The sequence below is a fragment of the Pseudomonas cerasi genome (assembly GCF_027983475.1).
GTDB lineage: Bacteria > Pseudomonadota > Gammaproteobacteria > Pseudomonadales > Pseudomonadaceae > Aquipseudomonas > Aquipseudomonas cerasi.
On sequence record NZ_JAQJVM010000001.1, the window covers coordinates 64,967 to 87,408 of the forward strand.

19 protein-coding genes, 1 tRNA gene and 2 pseudogenes are annotated in these 22,442 nt (G+C 56.6%); 6 read left to right on the plus strand and 16 right to left on the minus strand.

Going from position 1 to position 22,442, the window contains the following annotated elements; all coding sequences use genetic code 11:
• Nucleotides 1-19 precede the first annotated feature (19 nt).
• The 5 genes from PI739_RS00280 to PI739_RS00300 all read right to left on the minus strand — a co-directional run bounded on the left by PI739_RS00280 (nt 20) and on the right by PI739_RS00300 (nt 4,575).
• Nucleotides 20-1,045, minus strand: coding sequence for a TRAP transporter substrate-binding protein (locus tag PI739_RS00280; RefSeq protein WP_003433751.1), 1,026 nt, complete (start codon nt 1,043-1,045; stop codon nt 20-22).
• Between the two features lie 57 nt (nt 1,046-1,102).
• Nucleotides 1,103-1,987, minus strand: coding sequence for a glucurono-1,5-lactonase (locus PI739_RS00285; RefSeq protein ID WP_024663310.1), 885 nt, complete (start codon nt 1,985-1,987; stop codon nt 1,103-1,105).
• 42 nt (nt 1,988-2,029) lie between these two features.
• A complete protein-coding gene (locus PI739_RS00290; protein WP_054080629.1) occupies nt 2,030-2,857 on the minus strand; it encodes an NAD-dependent epimerase/dehydratase family protein in 828 nt (275 codons plus the stop codon).
• 178 nt (nt 2,858-3,035) lie between these two features.
• A complete protein-coding gene (locus PI739_RS00295; protein ID WP_003433746.1) occupies nt 3,036-4,304 on the minus strand; it encodes an OprD family porin in 1,269 nt (422 codons plus the stop codon).
• A gap of 142 nt (nt 4,305-4,446) precedes the next feature.
• A complete protein-coding gene (locus tag PI739_RS00300; RefSeq protein WP_003365695.1) occupies nt 4,447-4,575 on the minus strand; it encodes a hypothetical protein in 129 nt (42 codons plus the stop codon).
• Nucleotides 4,576-4,801: 226 nt separating this feature from the next.
• Between PI739_RS00300 and PI739_RS00305 the strand changes: the two genes are divergently transcribed.
• On the plus strand, nt 4,802-5,566 hold the full coding sequence (locus PI739_RS00305) for a meso-2,3-butanediol dehydrogenase (protein WP_054080630.1): 765 nt from the start codon (nt 4,802-4,804) through the stop codon (nt 5,564-5,566).
• 63 nt (nt 5,567-5,629) lie between these two features.
• On the opposite strand, the gene PI739_RS24780 is transcribed toward PI739_RS00305, so the two are convergent.
• Both PI739_RS24780 and PI739_RS24785 read right to left on the minus strand, forming a co-directional pair.
• The gene (locus PI739_RS24780; protein ID WP_371124103.1) at nt 5,630-6,493 is read right to left on the minus strand and encodes a methyl-accepting chemotaxis protein; all 864 of its coding nucleotides are present in this window, start codon (nt 6,491-6,493) and stop codon (nt 5,630-5,632) included.
• Nucleotides 6,494-6,532: 39 nt separating this feature from the next.
• A pseudogene (locus tag PI739_RS24785) lies at nt 6,533-7,714 on the minus strand (methyl-accepting chemotaxis protein); the annotation flags it as partial.
• A gap of 214 nt (nt 7,715-7,928) precedes the next feature.
• On the opposite strand from PI739_RS24785, the pseudogene PI739_RS24790 reads away from it, so the two are divergent.
• Both PI739_RS24790 and PI739_RS24795 read left to right on the plus strand, forming a co-directional pair.
• Nucleotides 7,929-8,903: pseudogene (locus tag PI739_RS24790) on the plus strand (cache domain-containing protein); the annotation flags it as partial.
• Nucleotides 8,904-9,020: 117 nt separating this feature from the next.
• On the plus strand, nt 9,021-9,809 hold the full coding sequence (locus tag PI739_RS24795) for a methyl-accepting chemotaxis protein (RefSeq protein WP_408637170.1): 789 nt from the start codon (nt 9,021-9,023) through the stop codon (nt 9,807-9,809).
• A 163-nt stretch (nt 9,810-9,972) separates the two neighbouring features.
• On the opposite strand, the gene PI739_RS00320 is transcribed toward PI739_RS24795, so the two are convergent.
• Nucleotides 9,973-10,236 (minus strand): hypothetical protein, encoded by a 264-nt coding sequence (locus PI739_RS00320; RefSeq protein ID WP_003365686.1) that lies wholly within the window; start codon nt 10,234-10,236, stop codon nt 9,973-9,975.
• Nucleotides 10,237-10,362: 126 nt separating this feature from the next.
• Complete coding sequence (gene lldD / locus PI739_RS00325) at nt 10,363-11,505, minus strand: FMN-dependent L-lactate dehydrogenase LldD (RefSeq protein WP_054080633.1); 1,143 nt, start codon at nt 11,503-11,505, stop codon at nt 10,363-10,365.
• Nucleotides 11,506-11,635: 130 nt separating this feature from the next.
• Between lldD and PI739_RS00330 the strand changes: the two genes are divergently transcribed.
• Nucleotides 11,636-12,532 carry a LysR family transcriptional regulator gene (locus PI739_RS00330; protein WP_054080634.1) on the plus strand — a complete coding sequence of 299 codons (897 nt, stop codon included), beginning with the start codon at nt 11,636-11,638 and terminating at the stop codon, nt 12,530-12,532.
• Between the two features lie 150 nt (nt 12,533-12,682).
• Here the strand turns inward: PI739_RS00330 and PI739_RS00335 are convergent.
• A tRNA-Met gene (locus PI739_RS00335) sits at nt 12,683-12,759 on the minus strand.
• A gap of 1,700 nt (nt 12,760-14,459) precedes the next feature.
• Here PI739_RS00335 and PI739_RS24800 point away from each other — a divergent pair.
• Nucleotides 14,460-15,485: a methyl-accepting chemotaxis protein gene (locus tag PI739_RS24800; protein WP_371124107.1), complete on the plus strand. Its 1,026-nt coding sequence runs from the start codon at nt 14,460-14,462 to the stop codon at nt 15,483-15,485.
• 175 nt (nt 15,486-15,660) lie between these two features.
• Nucleotides 15,661-16,662, plus strand: a complete 1,002-nt coding sequence (locus tag PI739_RS00345) for a glycosyltransferase family 2 protein (protein WP_080377291.1) — start codon at nt 15,661-15,663, stop codon at nt 16,660-16,662.
• Nucleotides 16,663-16,736: 74 nt separating this feature from the next.
• Here the strand turns inward: PI739_RS00345 and PI739_RS00350 are convergent, their stop codons facing one another.
• The 6 genes from PI739_RS00350 to PI739_RS00375 all read right to left on the minus strand — a co-directional run bounded on the left by PI739_RS00350 (nt 16,737) and on the right by PI739_RS00375 (nt 22,434).
• Entirely contained in the window at nt 16,737-18,311 is a 1,575-nt protein-coding gene (locus PI739_RS00350) for a glycosyltransferase family protein (protein WP_054080636.1), read from the minus strand.
• 52 nt (nt 18,312-18,363) lie between these two features.
• On the minus strand, nt 18,364-18,843 hold the full coding sequence (locus tag PI739_RS00355) for a hypothetical protein (protein ID WP_054080637.1): 480 nt from the start codon (nt 18,841-18,843) through the stop codon (nt 18,364-18,366).
• A 194-nt stretch (nt 18,844-19,037) separates the two neighbouring features.
• Entirely contained in the window at nt 19,038-19,439 is a 402-nt protein-coding gene (locus tag PI739_RS00360) for a GtrA family protein (protein WP_003365666.1), read from the minus strand.
• Between the two features lie 7 nt (nt 19,440-19,446).
• Nucleotides 19,447-20,397, minus strand: a complete 951-nt coding sequence (locus PI739_RS00365; protein WP_003365665.1) for a WxcM-like domain-containing protein — start codon at nt 20,395-20,397, stop codon at nt 19,447-19,449.
• Nucleotides 20,384-21,334, minus strand: a complete 951-nt coding sequence (locus PI739_RS00370) for a glycosyltransferase family 2 protein (protein WP_003365662.1) — start codon at nt 21,332-21,334, stop codon at nt 20,384-20,386. The genes PI739_RS00365 and PI739_RS00370 overlap by 14 nt, the downstream gene beginning before the upstream one ends.
• On the minus strand, nt 21,331-22,434 hold the full coding sequence (locus tag PI739_RS00375; protein ID WP_003365660.1) for a DegT/DnrJ/EryC1/StrS family aminotransferase: 1,104 nt from the start codon (nt 22,432-22,434) through the stop codon (nt 21,331-21,333). The genes PI739_RS00370 and PI739_RS00375 overlap by 4 nt, the downstream gene beginning before the upstream one ends.
• Between the last annotated feature and the right edge of the window lie 8 nt (nt 22,435-22,442).

Genomic DNA, 22,442 nt, shown 5'->3' on the forward strand with positions numbered 1-22,442 from the left:
GCTGCGTAATCGGACAGGCTTATTGGGCCGCTGGGGTACTGGGTGCAGCCAGTGCCGGATTGGTCTGGACCGCTTCGATGCGGCTGATCAGATCCTTGTAAGGCGCGCCGAATTTGTCGCGGACCGGTTGAGTCGCGTCGTAGAAGGCTTTCTTCTGCTCAGGCGTCAGCGTGATGAATTCCACGCCAGCGGCCTTGAGCTTGGTCTCGGCATCGGCTGACGACTTGTCCCACAGCGCTCGCTCCTCCATCTGCGCTTCACGCGCCAGCTTTTTCACCAGTGCTTGCTGCTCGGGGTTGAGCTTGTTCCATGTGGTTTTCGCCATCACGATGGGCTCGGGCAGGATCAGGTGTTCGGTGATGGTGAAGAACTTGGCGTTCTGGTAGTGGTTGTGCTGGAAATACGTCGGCGGGTTGTTTTCCGCACCGTCAATGACGCCGGTCTGCAGGGCACTGAAGATCTCGCCGGTGGCCATGGCGATGCCGTTGCCGCCCATGTCGTTGATGGTTTCGATGAACACCGGGTTGCCCTGAACGCGGATTTTCATGCCTTTGAGGTCGGAAATCTGCCGTACCGGCTTCTTGGTGTATAGGTTGCGGGTGCCGCCATCCATCCAGGCCAGAGCGACCATGTTGAATTGCGAATTGGTGATCTTGTCGAGGATTTCCTGACCGATCTCGCCATCGATGATGGTGCGCATATGCGCCTGGTCACGGAATACGAACGGCAGGTTGAAGACGTTGACGTCCGGCACTACCGGGCCGACGATGCCGAGGCTGACGCGGGTCATCTGCACGGCGCCGCTCTGCACCTGCTCAACGACCTCCTTCTCGGAGCCGAGTACGCCACCCGCGTACATCTTGAAACTGATCTCGCCCTTGGACTGTTCTTCGAGTTTCTTGCCCATGTTCTGTTCTGCCACGACCGGCGCATAGCCAGCAGGGTGAACCTCGGCGAACTTGATTTTGACATCAGCGTGGGCCATGCCTGACACACAGAAGGCCAGCGGAAGTGCTGCGATGAGAAGCTTGCGTTTGAAGTCCATGGATATCTCCGATTTTGTTATTTTTGGTAGAGCTACGGGATTTTCGGCAGGGCGCTGTCAGCCCTGAAACGTGGGTTCCTCCAGGCCCTGAACCCCAGGTCGCAGGGCGAACAGGCCGCCAGCCAGTGGCTGATCGCTAATATCGCCACCCGGGCGAATGGACGTTACGAACAGCGTGTCCAGATTGGGGCCGCCAAAGGCACACATGGCTGGCTTTTTCACCGGCACGACCAGTGAACGGTCGAGTTTGCCGGTGGGGGTGAAGCGGTGAACCAGGCCTGCGTCGTTGCCACAGATCCAGTAGCAGCCGTCGGTGTCGATCGCCGCGCCGTCGGGGCGACCCAGGTGATGGTTCATGTCGACGAACAGGCGGCGATTGCGCGGCGTGCCGCTGTCGGTGTCGTAATCGAAGGCCCAGATCTGCTGCACGCCGGGGTGCGAGTCGGACAGGTACATGACCTTGCCGTCGGGGCTGAACGCCAGGCCGTTGGGGACGATGAAGTCCTTGAGTTGTGCGTTCAGCGTGGTCTGGCCGGCGCTGTAGCGATACAACGCCCCCACCGTCGCCCCTGCGGCCATGTCCATAAACATGGTGCCCGCCCAGAAACGACCCTGTCGGTCGCAGCGGCCGTCATTGAAGCGCATGCCTGCCTGCGCGTGTTCGACGCTGGCCAGAAGCGTGCTGATCAGGCTGCCGTCTTCGCAGGGCTGCAAATGAAAGATTCCGTTCTCCATCCCCGCCACCCAGCCACCCCGATTGTCGGCGGCGATACAGGCCAGCATCTGCGGCGCTTTCCAGCTGCGCGTGCTGTCCTGATTGAAATCCCAGCGATGCAACTCGCCCTTGGGAATATCCACCCAGTACAACGCTTGATCACGCACGCTCCAGACCGGGCTTTCGCCGGTGGCGTTCTGTGCATCGACAATCAGTTCGGCATCCATGACGGTTCGTGTCTCCAGAGTGCTGCGAGGGGAAAGCGCTGCTTATTGGTCGCCGAACGGTCCTGAAGCCACAAAGGCACCGCCCTGGTAAAGCATTGCCGGGTCATCGGCTGCCGGCAGCGGCTGGGCGTCGACCTTCTCGCGGAACACTTCCGAGCTGTCCTTCGGTTTGTAATCCAGTTTGCTGGCCAGGCGGTTGTCCCACCAGACGGTCTTGTTGTCCGAGACGCCGTAGACCACGGTGTGGCCCACGTCTGGCGTGTACAGCGAGCGTTCGATCAACTGAGTCAGGTCAGCAAAGCTCAGCCAGGTACTCATCATTCGGCGGTTTTGCGGTTCGGAAAACGATGAGCCGATACGGATGCTGACGGTTTCGATGCCGTAGCGATCGAAGTAAAAGCTGGCCATGTCCTCGCCGTAGGACTTGGATAGACCGTAGTAACTGTCCGGGCGGCGAGGGGAGTGCGCGTCGATGGTCTCGGTCTGCTTGTAGAAACCGATCACGTGGTTGGAGCTGGCAAAGATCACGCGTTTCACGCCGTGCCGGCGGGCGGCTTCGTAGATGTGGAACACGCCGCAGATATTGGCGCCGAGGATTTCCTCGAACGGGCGTTCGACCGACACACCGCCGAAATGCACGATCGCGTCGACGCCTTCGACCAGTTGGTGCACGGCGTTCTTGTCGGCCAGATCGCAGACCTGAACTTCCTCACTGCCGTCGACAGCGGGCGCCATCTCGGCAATGTCGGAAAGCCGCAGCACTTTTGTGTAAGGGCGCAGAGTTTCGCGCAATACCTTGCCCAGGCCACCTGCCGCGCCGGTCAGCAGGAGGCGATTGAAGGGAGTTTGAGTGGTATGAGCCGATGCCATGAGAGAAGTCCCGATTGTTATTTTTGTCATCTGTTGTCGTATGACTTGCCGGATTATCGGCACCGCATACGCTGATTGTCAACGCGGCCAAGGTCTAAAAACGGGCTGTGCACGCACTTGGCCGGATACATTTGTAACAAGGCAAAACCTGCCGTGGCCAACAGGCTCTGCCACGCTTTCAGAGCAACGAAATAGGGTAGCTGACGAACACGCGATTTTCGTCGAATTCGTTGGTGCTGAAATCACGACGCAGGCTGGAGTTGCGCCATTTGACGTTCAGATTCTTCAGCGCACCGCTTTGGACGGTGTAGGCCAGTTCAGACTCCCGGCCCCATTCCTTGCCGTCAGTGATGTTGCCGGTGTGCACATTGTCGCCGCTGATATAGCGGTTCATCAGGGTCAGGCCGGGTACGCCCAGCGTCGCGAAGTTGTAGTCATGGCGCAGCTGCCAGGATTTCTCTTTGGCGTTGTCGTAGCTGGAGTTGTAACTGTCGTTGGCCAGGGTGCCGCCGCTGGTGCCGTTGACGCGCATCCACGCGGTATCGCCCGTCAGCTTCTGCAGACCGACATAGAAGGTGCTGCCGCCATAGCGGGCCGAGAGCAGCGCGTAGGCCGTCTTGTTATCCAGGTCGCCGGCCAGTTTGTTGCCGTCTTCCTTGCCGATGAAGTAACCCAGGTTCGCGCCCAGGGTCCAGTCGCCGAGCGGCTGACTGTGCAGCAGGTTGAAGAATTGCTGCTGATAGATGTCCTGCAGTTCCGAGTACCAGACGCCTACCTGGGTGCGCTTGTCGTTGAAGACATACTCGCCGCCGCCGAAGTTGAAGCGGTCCGAGGTGAATGCGCCTCGCCCGTTCAGCGACATGTCTTCCATGCTCGCATCGTTGCGTGGGCTGTTGCCGCGGAACTGGCCGCCATACAGCGTCAGGCCGTCGATCTCCTTGGACGTGACCTGACCACCGCGAAACGTCTGCGGCAACGAACGACCGTCATCGGAGCGCAGGATCGGCAGCACCGGCATCCACTCGCCGACCTTCAGTTCGGTCTTGGAAACCCGCGCCTTGCCCGCCACGCCCAGACGCCCGAAATCATCGGCCGGACGCCCGTCGCTGTGGATCGGTAGCAGTTGAGTGCCGCCCGTACCCTTGCCGCCATCGAGCTTGAGCGAATACAGGCCCAGCACATCAACCCCGAAACCCACCACACCCTGAGTAAAGCCCGACTTGGCGTCGAGAATGAAGCTTTGTGTCCATTCCTCGGCCTTGCTCTGTGGCGCGGCACTGCTCGGGTATGCAGGATTGGTGAAATTACGGTTGAAGTAGGCGTTACGCAGGGTAAGTGTGGCCTTGGTGTCGTCGACGAAACCTTCGGCCATGCCGAGCATCGGGAAAATCAGCGTCATACCGCCGAAGCCCAGCAGGATGCGTGAGCGGGTAGTGTGAGATGTCATTATTGTTGTGCTCCCTTGTTTAGTGAAACCGTCCCCTTTCCTGGCCGCGCGCAAGCGGCGGCCGACACCTTCGAGGATTACGTGATGCCTGTCGCCAGGCATGGCCTCGACCTGCAGGCGGCCGAGTACCGTTCGCTGTGTTTCAGCGAATGTTGTGAATCGAGAAGGGTGTCTGGTAGTGCGAGTTTTCAGTAAACAAGGCGTCACTGATCAGGGCTTCAATGATTGAGCCCTTGCTGATCGAGCGAGCAGGCGCGGCGAGAGTGTTCATGATGGACTGGCCTCGGTGTTGTTTTTATTTTTGGCGTTATAGGTTGTCGTACAACCGTGGGGATTATTTGCAGACCGCTGCGGCGTTGTCAACGCACCCATGGTCGAGGTTTAACGATTCACCGGTCATTTACAGCGCCATTGAAACCAAAATCAAATGCGAGTGAACGCTGCGGCCGGGTGTGCAGTCCACCCGATAATCCCATTTACTTTTTGGAGACTGCCGAATGAATCGTTTCACCCAGAAAGTCGTCGTCGTCACAGGTGCCGGTTCCGGAATCGGCGCAGCGACCGCCAAACGTTTTGCCGAGGAAGGCGCAAGCGTCGTGCTGGTCGGCCGCAATCACGACAAGCTGGCCAAAGTAGCCGCCCAACTGAAGGGCGAAGGGCACTTGGTCAGAGCCGCGGACGTGGCCTACCCGAGCGACGTGGAAGCGCTGTTCAAGGAAGTGGCGACGCGCTTCGGGCGCCTGGATGTGCTGGTCAACAATGCCGGCATCGTCAAGTCCGGCAAAGTGACCGAGCTGGGCATAGAGGACTGGAAAGAGCTGATGTCCGTGGACCTGGACGGCGTGTTCTATTGCACCCGCACCGCCATGCCTGCACTGATCGCCAGCAAAGGCAACATCATCAACGTCTCGTCGGTGTCCGGTCTGGGCGGCGACTGGGGCATGAGTTTCTATAACGCGGCCAAGGGCGCGATCACCAACTTCACTCGTTCGCTGGCCATGGACCATGGTGCTGACGGCGTGCGCGTGAATGCCGTCTGCCCCTCACTGACCCGCAGCGAGCTGACCGAAGATATGCTCGGTGACAAAGCGTTGATGGCCAAGTTCATGGAGCGCATCCCACTGGGTCGCCCGGGTGAAGCCGAAGACGTCGGCGATGTGATCGCTTTCCTGGCCAGTGACGACGCGCGCTTCGTGACCGGCGTCAACCTGCCGGTCGATGGCGGCCTGTCGGCGTCCAACGGGCAGCCTCCACAGGCGTGACTGTCAGGAGTGCAGAAACAATCAAGCCCGGTAAAGACCGGGCTTGATGTCAACGCTGGGTGATCAGATCCGGAAGTGGCTGACCATCGTTTGCAATTGCCCGCCCAGGCGCGCCAGTTCGACGCTGGACGCAGCGGTTTCTTCGCTGGCCGAAGCGGTCTGCTCGGAGACATCGCGCACGTTGACGATGCTGCGGCTGATTTCTTCGGCAACCGCGCTTTGCTCTTCAGCGGCGGCGGCAATCTGCTGGTTCATCGCCTGAATGCTCGACACCGTCTGCGTGATGCTGCCCAGCGACGTGCCAGCCTTACGGCTGAGGGTCACGCTGCTGACGGTCAGTTCGCGGCTGTTGAGCATGATGCTGGACACCTGGCGCGTACCACTCTGCAACGCAGCGACCAGTGTTTCGATCTCCACGGTGGATTGCTGCGTACGTTGTGCCAGGCCGCGGACTTCGTCGGCAACCACCGCAAATCCACGTCCGGCTTCACCCGCACGCGCTGCTTCGATAGCAGCGTTGAGCGCCAGCAGGTTGGTCTGTTCGGCCACCGCCTTGATGACGTCCATCACCTTGCCGATCTTGTCGCTTTCCTGCTCCAACTGAGTCATGGCGTCGGCCGAGCGACCCACTTCGTTGGCCAGTCGCTCGATCTGGGCGATCGCCTCACCCACCACCTTGTCACCGTCACGCGCTTCGCGGTCGGCGTTGGAAGCGGCTTGCGAGGCCTGTTCGGCGTTACGCGCCACTTCTGCAACCGTCGCCGACATCTCGTGCATGGCGGTAGCGACCTGGTCGGTTTCGACTTTCTGGCTGTTGACGCCAGCGCTGGTCTGTTCGGTAACCGCCGACAGTTCTTCGGCGGCACTGGCGATCTGTACGACGCTATCGCGAATACCGCCAATCAGCTCGCGCAGTGTGGTGCCCATGCGCTGGATGCCTTGCTGCAGAACGCCGAGCTCATCTCGGCGTGTCACGGCCAGGGTCTGGGTCAGGTCACCGGATGCGATACGATCGACCACCGCCAGGGTTTCCTGCAGAGGACGGGTAATCTGCCGGGTGATGATCACTGCGGCGATGATGCCCAGAATGATCGCCAGCAGTGTGCAGACAATCTGCGTAGTACGCGCCTGTGCGCTTTCCTGATCGCGGCGATCCAATTGCAGCTTGTACATGTCCTCGCTGATCTTGACGATATCCTGGCCTTGCGTGGTCATTTCCTTGCGCGCCTGGACAATCGTGCCCGTGGCGGCCTTGAAGTTCTGCAAGGTCGCCCGGTACGCCATCAACGAGGCTTCCAGCTGCCTGAGCTGATCGGCCTGAGTGCCGCTGAAGGTTGCCTTGAGCGCATCCAGATCCTTGATGGCCGCATCCAGTTTCGAGACGGCTGCCTGCTCGGTCTCAGGTGTGGCATTGGTGGTGTAACCGCGCACTTCATAGCGTGCGAGTCTCAAGTCATCTTTTGCGTCGGTGACAAGTCGGTACTGCTCGAAGCGGTTGGCGTCAGCCGGGTCCATGTTTTTGACTTCAGTCACAAGCTGCTCGAACACCGCGAGGCTTTTGACAGCATGGGTCGTCAGCTCATCACGAGCCGCAGTGCTGGCCTTGTAGCCACTGCGCATGTTGTTGAGGGACTTCTGGTAGTCAGCGATCACGATGCCCAACTGATCGAGCATTTTCACGTTTTCGGGACTTTTGAACGAGGCCCGAAGTTTTTCCTGATACGCCTTGAAGCTGTCCAGCGAGGTCTGCACGGTTTCGGCAACCTTCTCGTCGCCGTCGGCCACCATGTACTGGAGGCGTGTCACGCGCAGTTTGGTCAACTGGGCATTGAGTGAAGTAATGTCACTCATCCAGTTGCTGCGATTGATCAGCCCGCTCATGCTGGTCCAGCCAGTCAATGCAAGAATGGCTGTAAAAACAAGTACTAGACCGAACCCAAGGGCCAGTTTCATATTCACGCTGATGTTTGCAAACCAGCTACTCATTGAATTCTCCAACAACTGCCATTGAAACGGTGTTATCCCTGAAAGGTATGGCATACAGGTCAGGGCAGGGTGAGGTATACAGACGCTATCGGCAGGGACCGGCCAAGCTGAAATAAAAAATAAAGAAAGTTCCAAGACACGCCGAGTATTTTTTTCAGGCATATCAATTGCGTCGGCACACCGTTATAAAGCACTGCCAACGTCATTGGAGTACAGCGCAGCATTTCACGGGAAAGGCACGCTATTGGCTGTGTTTACGCGATTAAAACCCTATTTGTTGTAGGTTCATTGTGTGTGCAGGGCATGACATTTTTTGTGTCGCAAGTTGCTCTGGCATCTGAGCCTTCTTCTAGCAGTCCTTTTGAGATGCCTTGTCATGAATTTGAAGTTTCGTCATAAGATCCTGTTGGCCGCGGCCGGTGTAGTGGTGCTGGCGTTCGCCTTGTTCACCTTTTACAACGATTACCTGCAACGTAAGACGATCAACCAGAACCTTGAGTCCTCCGTGGGCCAAGCGGGTCAGCTGACTGCCAGCAGCGTCCAGAACTGGCTGAGCGGACGCATTCTGGTGTTGGAAAATCTCACCCAGAACGTAGCCTTTCAGGGGGTCAATTCCGATCTCAGCGGGCTGGTATCGCAGTCTGCGCTGGTATCGACCTTCCAGTTCACCTATGTCGGTGACAGCAAAGGCACGTTCACTCAGCGGCCCAACGTGGACATGCCTGCGGGCTACGACCCTCGCCAGCGGCCCTGGTACAAGTCCACTGTCGACGCGGGCAAAACCATTCTCAGCGCGCCTTATCAGGCTTCCGTGGGTGGCCTGGTTGTAACGATCGCCAGCCCGGTCAAGGCGGCAGGTCAGGTCACCGGTGTCGTCGGTGGCGATCTGAGCCTCGACACGCTGGTCAAGATCATCAACTCGGTCGAATTCGGTGGGCTGGGTTACGCCTTTCTGGTCAGTGGCGACGGGCAGATCATCGTCAGTCCGGACAAGGAACAGGTGATGAAAAACCTCAAGGACATCTACCCCGGACAGACCATCAGCCTGGACGCGCGCCTGCGTGAGGTGACCCTCAATGGTCAGCAACGGCTGCTGTCATTCACCCCGATTACCGGGCTGCCCTCGGCTGACTGGTACATCGGTCTGTCGATCGACAAGGACAAGGCCTATGCGCCCTTGAGCCAGTTTCGCAGCTCGGCGATGGTTGCCGTGCTGATTGCCGTTGCCGTGATTGCGTTGCTGTTGAGCCTGCTCATTCGCGCGCTGATGCGCCCTCTGACCGACATGGGCCGTGCGATGCAGGACATCGCCCAGGGCGAGGGTGACCTGACCCGGCGTCTGAGCATTCAGGGCAAGGACGAGTTCGCCGCACTGGGTGGTTCGTTCAATCAGTTCGTGGAGCGCGTGCATGCGTCCATCGCTGAGGTCTCCTCCGCAACGCTTCAGGTGCATGACCTGTCGCAGCGGGTGGTCAACTCCTCCAACTCGTCCATCGTCGGTTTCGATGAGCAGAGCGCCCGGACCAACAGCGTCGCTGCAGCGATCAACGAGCTGGGGGCTGCAACCCAGGAGATTGCCCGCAACGCATCGGACGCCTCGATCCAGGCCAGTGAGGCCCGCAATCAGGCAGAAGACGGTCAGGTAGTGGTCGAGAAGACCATCCACGCCATGAGCGCGTTGTCGGCCAAGATCAGTGATTCCTGCACGCAGATCGAGCAACTCAACGCCAGCACCGAAAACATCGGCCACATTCTTGATGTCATCAAAGGCATCTCGCACCAGACCAACCTGCTGGCGCTCAACGCCGCTATCGAAGCTGCCCGCGCGGGTGAAGCCGGACGCGGTTTTGCGGTAGTGGCCGACGAGGTGCGCAACCTTGCGCATCGCACCCAGACATCTGCCGACGAGATCCACAAGATGATTGGCGGCCTGCAGACCGGCTCTCAGCACGCCGTACTCAACATGAATGAAAGTCAGACGTCGAGTCAGGAAAGTGTCGAAGTTGCCAATCAGGCCGGTAGTCGGCTACGCGATGTAACGCGGCGCATTGGCGATATCGACGGCATGAATCAATCCGTCGCTGCGGCGACAGAAGAGCAGACCGCTGTTGTCGAAACACTCAATATCGATATCAATCAGATCAACACGCTCAATCAACAAGGCGTGGCCAACCTTAATGAAACGCTCAAGGATTGTGCTGCGCTTTCGCAACAGGCCGGACGTTTGAAACAACTGGTCGACAGTTTCAAGATTTGACCGTACATCCAGTAACATAGGCCGGGCCACTTACCCTGAGTAGATGGCCCGGTCTGTAAGGGTGAGGGCTAGACGCACCTGTGCATAGGTGTTTCATCAAGCCCGCTGGACCTTACAGCGTCATCCGCCCATAAAAAAGCCTGCTCAATGGCAGGCTTTTTGGTCAGAGATCTTTTTTAACTTCTTTATCGATATGCTTGTCAGCCTTGTGACGCTCTTTGTCGTCATGCCTTGCACCTTTGTCGACCTCGTCGGCGTCGTGCTTCACACCTTTGTCCACTTCCTTGGCGTCATGATCGACACCTTTATCCAGCTCACGGTTATCGTGTCGGACACCCTTTTCGAGCTCACTCTCTGCTAAGGCCACGGGCGCTACAGCACCCGCCAGGAAGAGGGCGGCGGTCATTGAGAGTACGAGTTTACGCATGCTTCGCTCCTTCATGAGAAATGCTGGCTCGTCTTGAGCCATCATTTTCGAGCATAGACCAGGCATTCAGAGTGAAAAATGCAGTTCGTCGAAAGGCCGACTCGAGTAACGATCCAGTCCCGGCCTTCAAGCAACTGCTTTAACAAGGATGCTTTCGTCGATCTGCTCAATCGATGTCACCCCGGTCAACGTCATCGCCACATGCATTTCCCTGGCAAAAATATCCAGCATATTCTCGACGCCACGCTGCCCATCGGCGCCCAGCGCATAAGCCATCGAGCGTCCGAGTAACATGCCTTTGGCGCCAAGAGCGAGCATGCGCACCACATCAAGACCCGAGCGAATGCCGGAGTCGGCCAGCACCGTCAGGTCACTGCCGACCGCCTGAACAATAGGCGGCAAGGCCTTGGCGGTGGACAGCACGCCATCCAGCTGACGTCCGCCGTGGTTGGATACCACAATGCCGTCCGCGCCAAAACTCAGCGCATCCCTGGCATCCTGCGGATCTAGAATACCCTTGATGATCATCGGGCCTTCCCAGAACTCACGAATCCACTCCAGATCCTTCCAGCTGATGGACGGGTCGAAGTTGTTCGCCAGCCAGCCTACATAATCTTCCAGCGTGGTGGCCTTGCCCAGGTATCTGGAGATATTGCCCAGATCATGAGGGCGACCGAGCAGGCCGACATTCAGCGCCCAGTCCGGCTTGGTCATGGCTTGCAGAATGCGTCGAGGCGCGGCATAAGGCCCGGACATGCCCGAGTGCGCATCGCGATAACGCGCGCCGGGCGTTGGCATGTCGACGGTAAAGACCAGCGTCGTGACGCCGGCTGCCCTGGCACGCTCCAGAGCGTTTTTCATAAAGCCACGGTCTTTGAGCACGTACAGCTGAAACCAGATCGCCTGCTTGCTCTGCGACGCTACCTCTTCAATCGAACACACCGACACCGTCGACAGGCAGAATGGAATCCGCTTGTTCGCCGCGGCCTTGGCTGCCTGAACTTCACCGCGGCGCGCATACATTCCGCTCAAGCCCACGGGGCTGAGGACAATCGGCATGGCCAGGGATTCGCCAAACAGCCTGGTTTCAAGACTCACGTTATCGACATTTTTCAGGACCCGCTGGCGCAGGCTGATATCGGCCAGGTCCGAACCATTGGCACGCAGCGTGTGCTCTGCATACGCACCGCCGTCAATGTAATCAAACAGAAAACGCGGGAGTTTGCGTTTGGCCGCTGCACGGTAATCGGATGCCGAAGAAATAAACATGACGTTTTCCTGAGCGAATAAATCTACGAACCAAGGCCGCCAGGGGTGAGCGGCAGGTTCAGATTACGGAAAAACCGACTATGATCAAAACAACTAATACAACTTGAATTCAGTCGGAAATCGAATACTTGTGAACCTTCGAACATTACGCACTTTTGTCGAAGTGGTGCGTCAGGGTAGCTTCTCCCAGGCCGCTGACGTGGTATCGCTCACTCAGTCCACCGTCAGCAAGGCCGTCAAGACCCTTGAAGACGAATTGGGCACGCCGCTGTTGAGCCGCATTGGCCACCGCAGCGAACTGACCGCCGCCGGTGAAATCGTCTACCGCCGCGCCTTGACCCTGTTGGCCGAGCGCAACGATCTGCTGACCGAGCTCAACGACCTGCGTGGTTTGAAGGGCGGCGTGTTGCGCATCGGTCTGCCACCCGTGGGCAGTGGTGCGCTTTTCGCCGCCATGTTCACTCAATACCGCGCCCGCTATCCGGATATCGATATTCAGCTCACCGAACACGGCGCGAGCAAACTGCATGAGTGCCTGGCTTCAGGAGAAGTCGAGCTGGCAGCACTGCTGAAGATGAACTCGTTCAGTGAAGAGTTCGATTACCAGGATGTGCGTATCGAGCCGGTGGTGGCGGTCATGGCAGAGAACCATCCATTGGCCAAGCGCAAACGAGTCGTCATTGAAGACCTGGCCGAAACGCCATTTATCCTCTTCGAGGCGGGGTTTGCACTGAACACCATGATCAAACTGACCTGCGACCGCAAGGGCGTTACGCCCAAAGTGACTGCACGCAGTGGTCAGGTCGACTTTATTGTGGATCTGGTCTCGGCAGGGCTGGGTGTCGCATTTTTGCCGAGGATGCTGGCGCAGAAGCACTATCACGACGGGATTCGATTGGTTGCGCTGGACGAGCCGGATACGGATTGGCATATGGTGTTGGCGTGGCGCAAGAACGCGCACTTGTCACCTGCGGCCGAGGCCTGGTTGGCGCTCGCTAGGGAAACCCGTCTCCCGACGACGTCCTGAAATCCCGGAGGCGTGCTTTAAGCACACGCTGGGGGGGGCTGGGAGGCATAAGAGGTGTGACAAAACGGGAAGGCCAGAAACAAGAAAGCCCGCACGAGGCGGGCTTCTTGTTGATTCACAGTGATCAGAAGAAAACTGTGAATCGGTACTTGGTGGCTACACAGGGACTTGAACCCCGGACCCCAGCATTATGAATGCTATGCTCTAACCAACTGAGCTATGTAGCCAAGTGGCGCGCATTATTCTCGGAGAACGCATATGTGTCAAGCGTTGTTGTGAAAAATAATTGCGTGCGATCAACCGGTTAGGTGGCAGCACTTGTCGGAACGTCTTTCCGGGCGCTTACCGGAACAGGGTGTCGAGTATCTTCAGGTCATCGAATAGCACTCGGCCATCTCCCTTCGCTCCCTGAGCCAGGCCTTGGCGCCGTTGTCCGGTCGCGCTCATCGGCATCCTGTTCACGGTCCGGGTGCAGCGCGCTGGCCAGCTTGCGGCTTTTTTGGCTTCAGTGAGCCTTGCGCCTGCTAGGCCTGCTTACCGAGCATCGGAATCAACTCTTCGATCCACATCTTTTAGCGGCTTGCTGAAATCGCGAGCCACTGCTGCAAAAGCTTGCACCTGGTTTCGAGCTTTTACGGGATGAGAAAATGACTGCCGTAAAGCGCTTTTCCCGTCGGCTGGGCGGTCCGGTTCTTGCTTGGTTGTGCCTGATAGCTCGTTTGAGAAGCTTTTTGACGCCAAAAACAACGAATGGCGACACTTTGCGTACCAATCTGAGGCGACGCGTATCGTCATTGAAACAATAACATGGCATTTTGCTGCTAGTGTTTTTCCAACAAAAGGCATCGCCTCTGTTTGTGCAGATCTGGCAGGTGTTCACGGGGAGTCGCAGGACATGAACAGTCTTTTGTCACCAGGCATGCGCCTGATGGGACATTTTGGTTTTGCTCGCAAGTTTCAGGTCTTGTTCCTGCTGTTCATGTTGCCGCTGGCGGGCAGCGCGTGGGTCATCACCAAGGAGTACAGCAACAAGCTCGATGTCATTTCCGGGGAGCAATCCGGCGTGCGTCAGTTGCTGGCGCTCGACGATCTGAACATCGAGCTGTCCGCCCAGCGCGATCATGCCGCACGCTGGAAAGCCGCCGATATCCTGCGCGAGCCGACCCCGGCAGCGAAGGCGGCGATGGCCAACGTCGATGCGGGGATCCCTCGCATTGCCAAGGCGCTGGAAGGCGTTCAGGCCGCATTGGTCGAGGAAAAGGCGCCTGTCGATACCATGAACCGGTTCAAGACGCTTCAAGCCGCTGTCACCGGTCTGGACACGGCATCATTGCGCACAGTGGGCTGGTGGCCTGATGGCTATGACCGATTCACTACGGTGCTGAATCTGGTCCAGGCGCTGCGCGAGCAGATCGCGATGGACAGCGGTTTGATTCTCGACCCCTGGCTTGAAACCTACATGCTCATGCAGCTCTCCACCCAGCAAGTGCCGGACCTGATCGAGCGTATCGGCCGTCTGTCGAGTGTCGGGCAGACGTCGGTGGCATCGGGTCAGTTCAGTCTGCAGAGCCGTCTGCAAATGCGCGATCTGCGCGGTCGCATCGATGACTCCAAGGATCAGATGCAAAAGGCTGCCGGCCTGCTGCTGTCCAAGCTTCCCGAGCAGTTGCAGCCTTGGGCGGACAAGTACGCTGCAGTAATACAAGTGCTGGAGACACAGCTTAAGGTCATTGATGACGGTGTTTTCGGCGGCAGCATCAAGCTCAAGCCTGAAGAGTTCGAAAAGAGCATCGACACCCTGACCGGCAGCACGGCAGATTTGCGCAGGCAATCGCTTGACGCGCTCAATGGACGTCTCGATTACTACCACGAGAGCTCCAACACCGAGTTCATCCCGATGGCAGTGATCTTCTGTGTCCTGGTGATCATGGCAATCTATCTGTTCGCCTGTCTGCAATCCTCGATCCGCAATAGCGCCAAAGGCATCACCACGCTGGCTGAGTCCCTGCGTGACGGTAATCTGTGTGTGGAAGTGGCTGTGCAGGGCCGTGACGAGCTTGCTGCCATCAGTCGCGCGCTGAACGTCGCGGTGGTGCAACTGCGTACCAGCCTGCTGGGCGTCAATCAGGAAACGGTTCGCGTCGGCGATGCGGTGCTGACGCTGAATGCCCAGTCCAGCGGAACGCTGAGCGAGGTCGAAGACCAGCAGCAACAGATCAGTCAGATCGCCGCAGCAGCCACCGAGCTGGCCGCCACCTCCCAGGGCGTGGCCAGAAGCTGTGAACAGGCATCGGAAAGCGCTCGGCAGACGCGTCAGATTGCTCAGCAAAGCAGTCAGGACAGCCAGCGCACCACTGACAGTATCCAGCAGCTCAATCAGCGTCTGACCGAGACTGCCGCCGCGCTGGGTCGGGTCAGCGAGCAGGGGCAGCAGATTCAATCGGTGGTGGATGCCATTCGCGGCATCGCCGAACAAACCAACCTGCTGGCCCTCAACGCAGCCATCGAGGCGGCACGCGCCGGTGAACAAGGGCGCGGGTTCGCGGTGGTTGCCGATGAAGTGCGCAGCCTGTCCCAGCGTACCCAGGCCTCGACCGCCCAGATCGCCGGCACGGTCGACAGCTTGCGCTCCACCGTGACGCAGGCGGTCAACCTGATGGAAGCGGCCTGCGGGCAAGCCGTCAACGATGCGCAGTCGGTGACCGGGCTGGGCGTCCGCCTGGGCGAAATCGCCACGGCAGTGCAGGGTGTGACCGATACGCTGGCGCAGATATCGACCGCCGTGGAAGAACAGGCGTCGACCGCTGATGAAGTGAGCAGCAACATCCAGCAGGTCGATCAGGCCGCAGGGCGTTTGCTGCAAGGTGCCCGCGCAGTCAATCAGGCGGCGGATACCTTGAGTCAGGGCAGTCGGGCGTTGAATGACAATACGGCGCGGTTCCGGTTGGGATAACTGGGTAGTTTGCCGCATCAGAACGAAGAGCCGGCGTGGTGAAAACCGCCGGTTTCTCCGTTTTAGTGGGGGGAAGTATAAAAGTTGGATCAACGGATAGGCATTCAATCATTTGATAACTGACGGGAGTCGATACAAGGCGTAAAATGCGCGGTTTTTGCAGGCGAAAGGTTTCTTGAGAACGCAGCTCACCGAAAAACACAGGGCGGACGGTGCCAACCCGCTACGGCGTCGAGGTTTATCCGAGGCGTCAGGTCGCCCTCGCGTCGCCATTTTGATGTGCACGTACAATGGGGCTGCGTATCTTCGTGAGCAGCTCGAATCGTTTTTTGCTCAGACCTTTCGCAATTGGGTTCTTTATGTTTCCGACGATGCATCGACTGATGACACCGTTGACATACTGTCCGACTACCAGGCCCGCTGGGGGCGAGAGCGGCTGGTCATTTTCAGCGGGCCTTGCAAGGGCTTTGCGGAGAACTTTGTCTCGCTGGTTCAACGCCCTGAAATAGACGCCGACTATTTTGCGTTCAGTGATCAGGATGACGTCTGGTTCAGTGACAAGCTGGAGAGAAGCGTGGGGCGCCTTGAGCTATTGAAGCCCGATACGCCGGCGCTTTACTGCTCCAGAACCCGGTTAGTCGATGCAGACTTGAAGGTAATCGGGGTTTCTCCGCTGTTCAAAAAAACGCCCTCTTTTAAAAACGCCCTGGTTCAGAGCCTGGCAGGCGCCAATACCATGCTGATCAATCAGGCGACCCGTGGTTTGTTGGCCAAATTGCCTGAACACGCTCCTCTGATCGCGCATGACTGGCTCACCTATCTTCTGGTGACCGGATGCGGCGGTCAGGTGTTCTATGACGCCGACCCCTGCCTCTACTATCGCCAACACCGCGGAAACCTGATCGGCGCCAATGCGAGCACTCGAGAAAGGCTGATACGATTTCGAAAGATGCTTTCAGGGCGATTTGCCGAGTGGAACGATGCCAACGTGGCGATCCTCAAGGATATGGAGTGTGTGCTCACCGAGGAAAGTCGGCACGTGCTGGGTTACTTTGAAAGCGGTCGCAGGCAGCGGTTGTTCAAACGTGTGTTCACGCTTCGAAAAGCGGGGATCTACCGGCAGACTGTACAGGGCAATTTGAGCCTGATCCTGGCGGTGTGCCTAGACAGAGTGTGAGGGAGAGCAACAAGTCCCCCTCAACCGTTACGAACATTTAATGCAAGCGGAACGAGTTTCGGCGTTTACGTAAATCAGTGAGCCTCTGTTTTATCAGGTGCCTTGTATATCTGATAAGCCGCGTTAGGTGAGTTCGTGACCGCTTCAAAATGGGTGTGAATGTATTCTTCAATCCAACGATGCGAATTGGAGAATCTGAGTTCTTCTCGTCCATCCATCGCCATGTTGAAGACTAATGCGAAACCGGGATCAGCCTTCTTTATGCGTTGAATTTCAGCTCGTTGAAAAGCCTCGCTTCGAGGCGAGAGTGCGTAAATTTCCCAGAGCGGCGCATTGCGCCCCAGCAAGGGATAAGCTCCCGGCCAGAAAGGTAACACCAGTACGCTTCTGCCCGCTGGAGCATAGCGATTGGTCAGATCCCTCAGAAGATGTACCGCTTCAGCCGTGCTGGGGTCCATGGATAGGTTCGAACCGGACACCTCTACCGAGGTCCATCCGTCTTGGGTGCGAGCAAGGACCCCGGGTTGCCAAGCGGCAAGAATGAATAAACTGACGACACTCGTAAGTATGGCCAGTGCCCACTTTAAAGTTTCTGAGTGAAGTGTCCCTAGAGTAATAAAGATACCCAAGAGTAAAGGGTATATTCCCTGTGCGAGATGCCCCACGTCTGCTCGAGCGAAAGCATAGTGAGCATAAGGCAGCGTTGCGCAGGCAACGGCCACAAGTTCTGGAGGCACAGCGCGCCCCTTGATTCGCTCTTTGAATACCCACGCCAGTGCACCACTTCCAAATACTATCAACCCCATGAAGCACAGCCCGATCAGGAACCATCTTGTTTCGATGACGACTCCGGCAGTACCAAAACCCACCGTCCAGGGCCAAGGTATCGGAAGAGGTAAGTTCGTATTACCCTGCTCAAGCATGAAGACAATCGTATCGATGAACGCTGTAAAGTAGCCTGGTGTAAAAAGGCACATGGCTAATACGGGAAGATAGCCAACTGCTACACCTGCGGCCCAAGCCACAATGTCCGTCAAACGGTTATCGGGCGTCGGTGATTTAATTGCCAGCCAACCCACGGCTATCAGACTTGCAACAGCGGCATACACACCGTGGTTACGGCCGAATACGGCAGCGATGCCGACGATGACGCCGAGAAAAAAGTAACGTTTCGTGTTAGGGCTCAACAGCAGATAAGTCAGGCTGGCGACTACGATCATCGAGAGGGACATGTCAATGATCTTATGCCGCGGATACATCCAAGCCATGAGGGTGATAGCCGCGATGCACAGATAAGCAAGTCTTCTTGTCGTGTTAGATCTTAGCGCGATGGAAATTGTCCAGAGCCCTGCATAGACACCTAGCAGTTGAAACACTGCAACGGCTGCACGCAGGGCTACGATGCCTGTGTCACCCATAAGCGCAAAGAATCCCGCGGACCAGTAGTAGCGACCTGGGTCATAGGCCATGAAATCTCGAACTGGTACTTCTCCTTTGATGATCTGTTGAGCGCCGTACCACAGGTAGCCTTCATCCCAAAGGTTAAATCCATCATGGCCCTGCCACAGAAAATTCCCCACGACAAAAGTAGCCGATATCAATAGCAGCATAAAGCTGTTTAGGGTTCGCTTTTTTGTTGCATTGTCCATAGTTTTCGGCCTTGAAGGTATAGCTGTCGTAAGGAGGCGAAGTGCTTTCTGGTTATTTGATGACGAGCAAGACTTTAGATTGACATAGGCTAGACGAGTTTTCTCCAGGTATTTCTAAAACCACGCTGTAGCCGCCTGATTCAAATGAAGACAGGTCTGCTTTGAATGAGAATCCGGACTTCAGAAGCTTGTCGTTTTTGAATGCCTTTACCAAATCGGGACGATCAATAATGACCGGGTCTTTGAACGTGTCGGGAGCGCCTTTGTAGCCCGTCAGGCGGAGCCTGATTTCTTTGGGGGCTTCATTTTTTATTGGGTCGAAGGCCCACCCATTAAACTCAACCACTTCTCGATTGACGTAGATGCTCGCCCCTGTTTTTCCCGCGATCGAATCAATATTGCATTTGTCGAATGAATAGTGAGTGACTTTGGCATTTGGCAAGCTTGATGCATTATCCGGTTTCTTATCACACCCAGAGATGATGGCTGATAGGAGGGTAAGAAAACAGATGGCCGTAAGGGTTTTGTACATGGTTTTTCCTTAGATATTGGTTTATAAACGAGCCAACTTTTTACACATCTCGAATCCTGAACGGCCAATCCAAAGCAGTTGGTGCTTCTCCCTTGGGCATTGGCATCACTGTAGACGCATCAAGGTTTTATAGGGTTGCACGCTCTTCAAGGTGAAATACAGAGTGTGTGGGATCTACGTTTAGAAGACTTGCACTACCGTGACGCAGGTCCGGCCGAAAAGGCAAGTTTTGAAAGGATAAACGTAACGGGAAGTGTCAGTGCTATTGCTGCCAATGGTGCCAACCTTGCATCCAGTTTAAGTTGTTCAACCCAACACCAAAGTATGGCCAAGCTCAAGCAATACTGGAAAGCGTATATAAGCGGCAATAAAATGACTGAGCGCAGTCCCTGATGGCTCTTGAATACAAAAAACCGATTCATGATGTAGGCTAGTAATATTCCAGACACATAAGAAATCGTATAGCTTATGTTGTAGGATAGGAACATTAACAGAACGAGGTAGAGTCCGTAGGTCAGGGCGGTGTTGAAACCGCCTGACATCAGGAATCGGGCAAAATCCTGTTTTAAGAATTTTGAAACAGCCTGATTCATCATCGTGCCATTATTCAGCGTTTGCGATCAGGGATTTGAATTCTTCGTAGTTACGAATGTAGTCCCCGGCATCATAGTAATGCGACGCAAATACCAACAGCACGGCGTCCTGAGAATAGCGATACTGAATACCCCACGTCATCGGCGGCAGGTGGATGCCCTGATTCGGCTTGTCGAGAATAAACTCTTCACGATTGACACCATCATCCGCTACAACATGAACCGAGCCCTTCACGGCAACCAGGAACTGGTGACAGATACGGTGTGCGTGCTCGCCTCGAGTCTCGGCGGTCGGTACGTCGTAGACCAAGAAGTAACGTTCGGACTTGAAGGGTACCGAACGCTCGAATTCGCCCGCCGACAAGCTACCGCGAATATCCGCGACTTCATTCATGGTGTGCAGGGTAACGTTCTTCACCGACGTGGCGGTTACTCCTGGTGCGGCTTTTTCCGGGCGCGTCTCGCTACTGGCGTTGACAGGCTTGGCGTCCACGTAACCAATGATCTTGGCCGGGTTACCTACGACTATAGCGTTAGGCGGCACAGAGCGGGTAACGACGGCACCTGCGCCGACCATGGCGTTGATGCCGATGGTGATACCCGGAAGAATCGTGCAGTTAGCACCCAGTGAGGCGCCTTTTCTGATGATGGTACGCGCGAAACTCTGTGGATAGACTTTGCTGCGTGGGAACAGGTCATTGGTAAATGTGGCGTTAGGACCGATGAAGACATCGTCTTCAATGGTAATGCCGTCCCATACCTGTACACCGCATTTCAGCGTCACCCGATCGCCGATGATAACGTCATTCTCGATGAAGACGTTGTCACAGACGTTGCATTCACTACCGAGGCTTGCGCCTGGCAGGATATGTGCGAACGCCCATACCCGCGAATCTTTCCCGATATTCTCGGACTCGCACAGCGCATGGCTGTGAACAAAGAAATCCTTACCGCTGCTCATGTGTTTCTCCAAATCCCTCGATCCGCATCGGGATGGCCAAGGGCCTATTCTTTGTATTTTCGTAAGTGCGCCATGCATAAGAGCCGACGATGCCCAATCCCAGCAGGTTCAAACAGCCGAGGAATGTGATGGCCAGCATGATCATTGCGTAGCCGGGTACTTCAATTCTGCCTTCGAGCTTGGCGATCAGTGTGAACACACCGAACAGCGCTGCAAATGTAGAGCCGAACGCGCCGACGCGGGTCAATATACGTATAGGCATATCCGTGAAGGAGAATACGCTGTCCATCAGGTAATTGACTTTTTTACGCAGTGTCCACGCAGACGTACCGTGAACCCGTTCCTGCCGGGTATAGGTAACTACCTCGCGGCGATAGCCCATCCAGAATATCTGCGCGATGAGAGAGCTGTGACGCTCTTCAAGGGTCAGCAGAGTATCCCGAAAAGCCTTGTTGCAGGCGAACATATCGACGCCGCCTGGCGGGATTTCAGGAATGACATAGCGACGATAAAATCCCCAGAAAATCTTTGAAGCCGTACGTGTTGCCCATGGGTCCTGACGACCCTCACGTACACCAACCACAACGTCGATATCGCCGCGCATCAGTACCGTGTTCATTTCCAGAACCAGTTCCGGCGGCTCCTGAAGATCTGCAGCCATTACCGCAAAACGGTCGCCACTGCCATGCTGCAGACCCGTACGGATCGCCATGAATGATCCAAAGTTTCTGGACAGCAGAATCAGCTTGGACTTGAACGATTGTGACGGCAGTTGTTCCCTGAGTATTTCGTAACAGCGATCAGGGCTGCCGTCCACAACGAACACGACCTCCAGGTCGTGTCCGAGCTGCTCATCAAGCGCCGTCACAGCAACGAGCAAGTCGGGCAGATTGCTCTCATTACGATAGACGGGAATGACCAACGTCAGCAAAATCATATCTCCTTGGAAAAGTGCGCAGTGACCGCAGCGATGACGCGATCAACCTCGTCGTCACTGAGGCCTGGGAAGCAGGGCAGGGAGATGACGGTATCACATGTACGCTCGGTTACGTCCAGAGCCACGGAAGGGGCTGCCGAGTAAGCCGGCTGCTTATGGTCGGCAATCGGGTAGTGGATATCTGTGCTGATGGACTTCTCTTTAAGCGCAGCGGCAAGTGCAGTTCTGTCTTTCGCACGAATCACATACAAGTGTGCAACGTAGTCTTCCGACACCGAGCATGGAAGTTCAATGTCCAGACCGGCAAACGCTTCGTTGTAACGCTTGGCGATGGAGCGGCGCTGCTCGTTCCAGGTGTCCAGATGAGGCAACTTGACGCGCAAGATTGCAGCTTGCATCTCGTCGAGCCGGCTATTGCGACCGCCCGGGATGGCAATGCGGTACTTCTGGTCCCAGCCATACTGGCGAAGCTGGCGAATGCGTGCTGCCAGAGCGTCATCCCCGGTAACCACTGCGCCACCGTCACCTAACGCGCCCAGATTCTTGGTGGGGTAAAAGCTAAAGCAGGCTATGGTGCCAAAGCTACCCGCTTGCTTGCCACTGCGTCGTGCGCCGTGCGACTGAGCGCAGTCTTCAAGAACGGGAATACCTGCTGCGGAAGCGATTTGTACGATCTCTTCGATATTCGCCAACTGACCGTACAGATGCGTAACGATGATGGCCGCCGGCTTTTCCTTGGCAATCACGGTTTCCAGAGAGTTTTTGCAAAGGGTCAATGTTGCAGGATCGACATCTGCGTAAACAGGCACTGCGCCTACTGCGTGGATGGCAGTGCTGCCATAGAAGCCGGCGTTCGCTACGGCGACTACGCGGTCACCGACGACGATGCCCAAGCCCTTGAGTGCAAGCTCCAGTGCGTCGGAGCCGTTGGCCACGCTAATGCAGTGTTGCACACCGACATACGCTGCGAACTCTTCTTCGAAAAGCTTTACCTCATTACCCAAGACGTACCAGTGGCTGTCCAGAACAGCCTTTAAAGGCGTGGTGAAGTCGAGTCCGGCGTTGGCTTTGGTGGCTGAGAAAAGGGGAATATTTTCCATTGGAATTT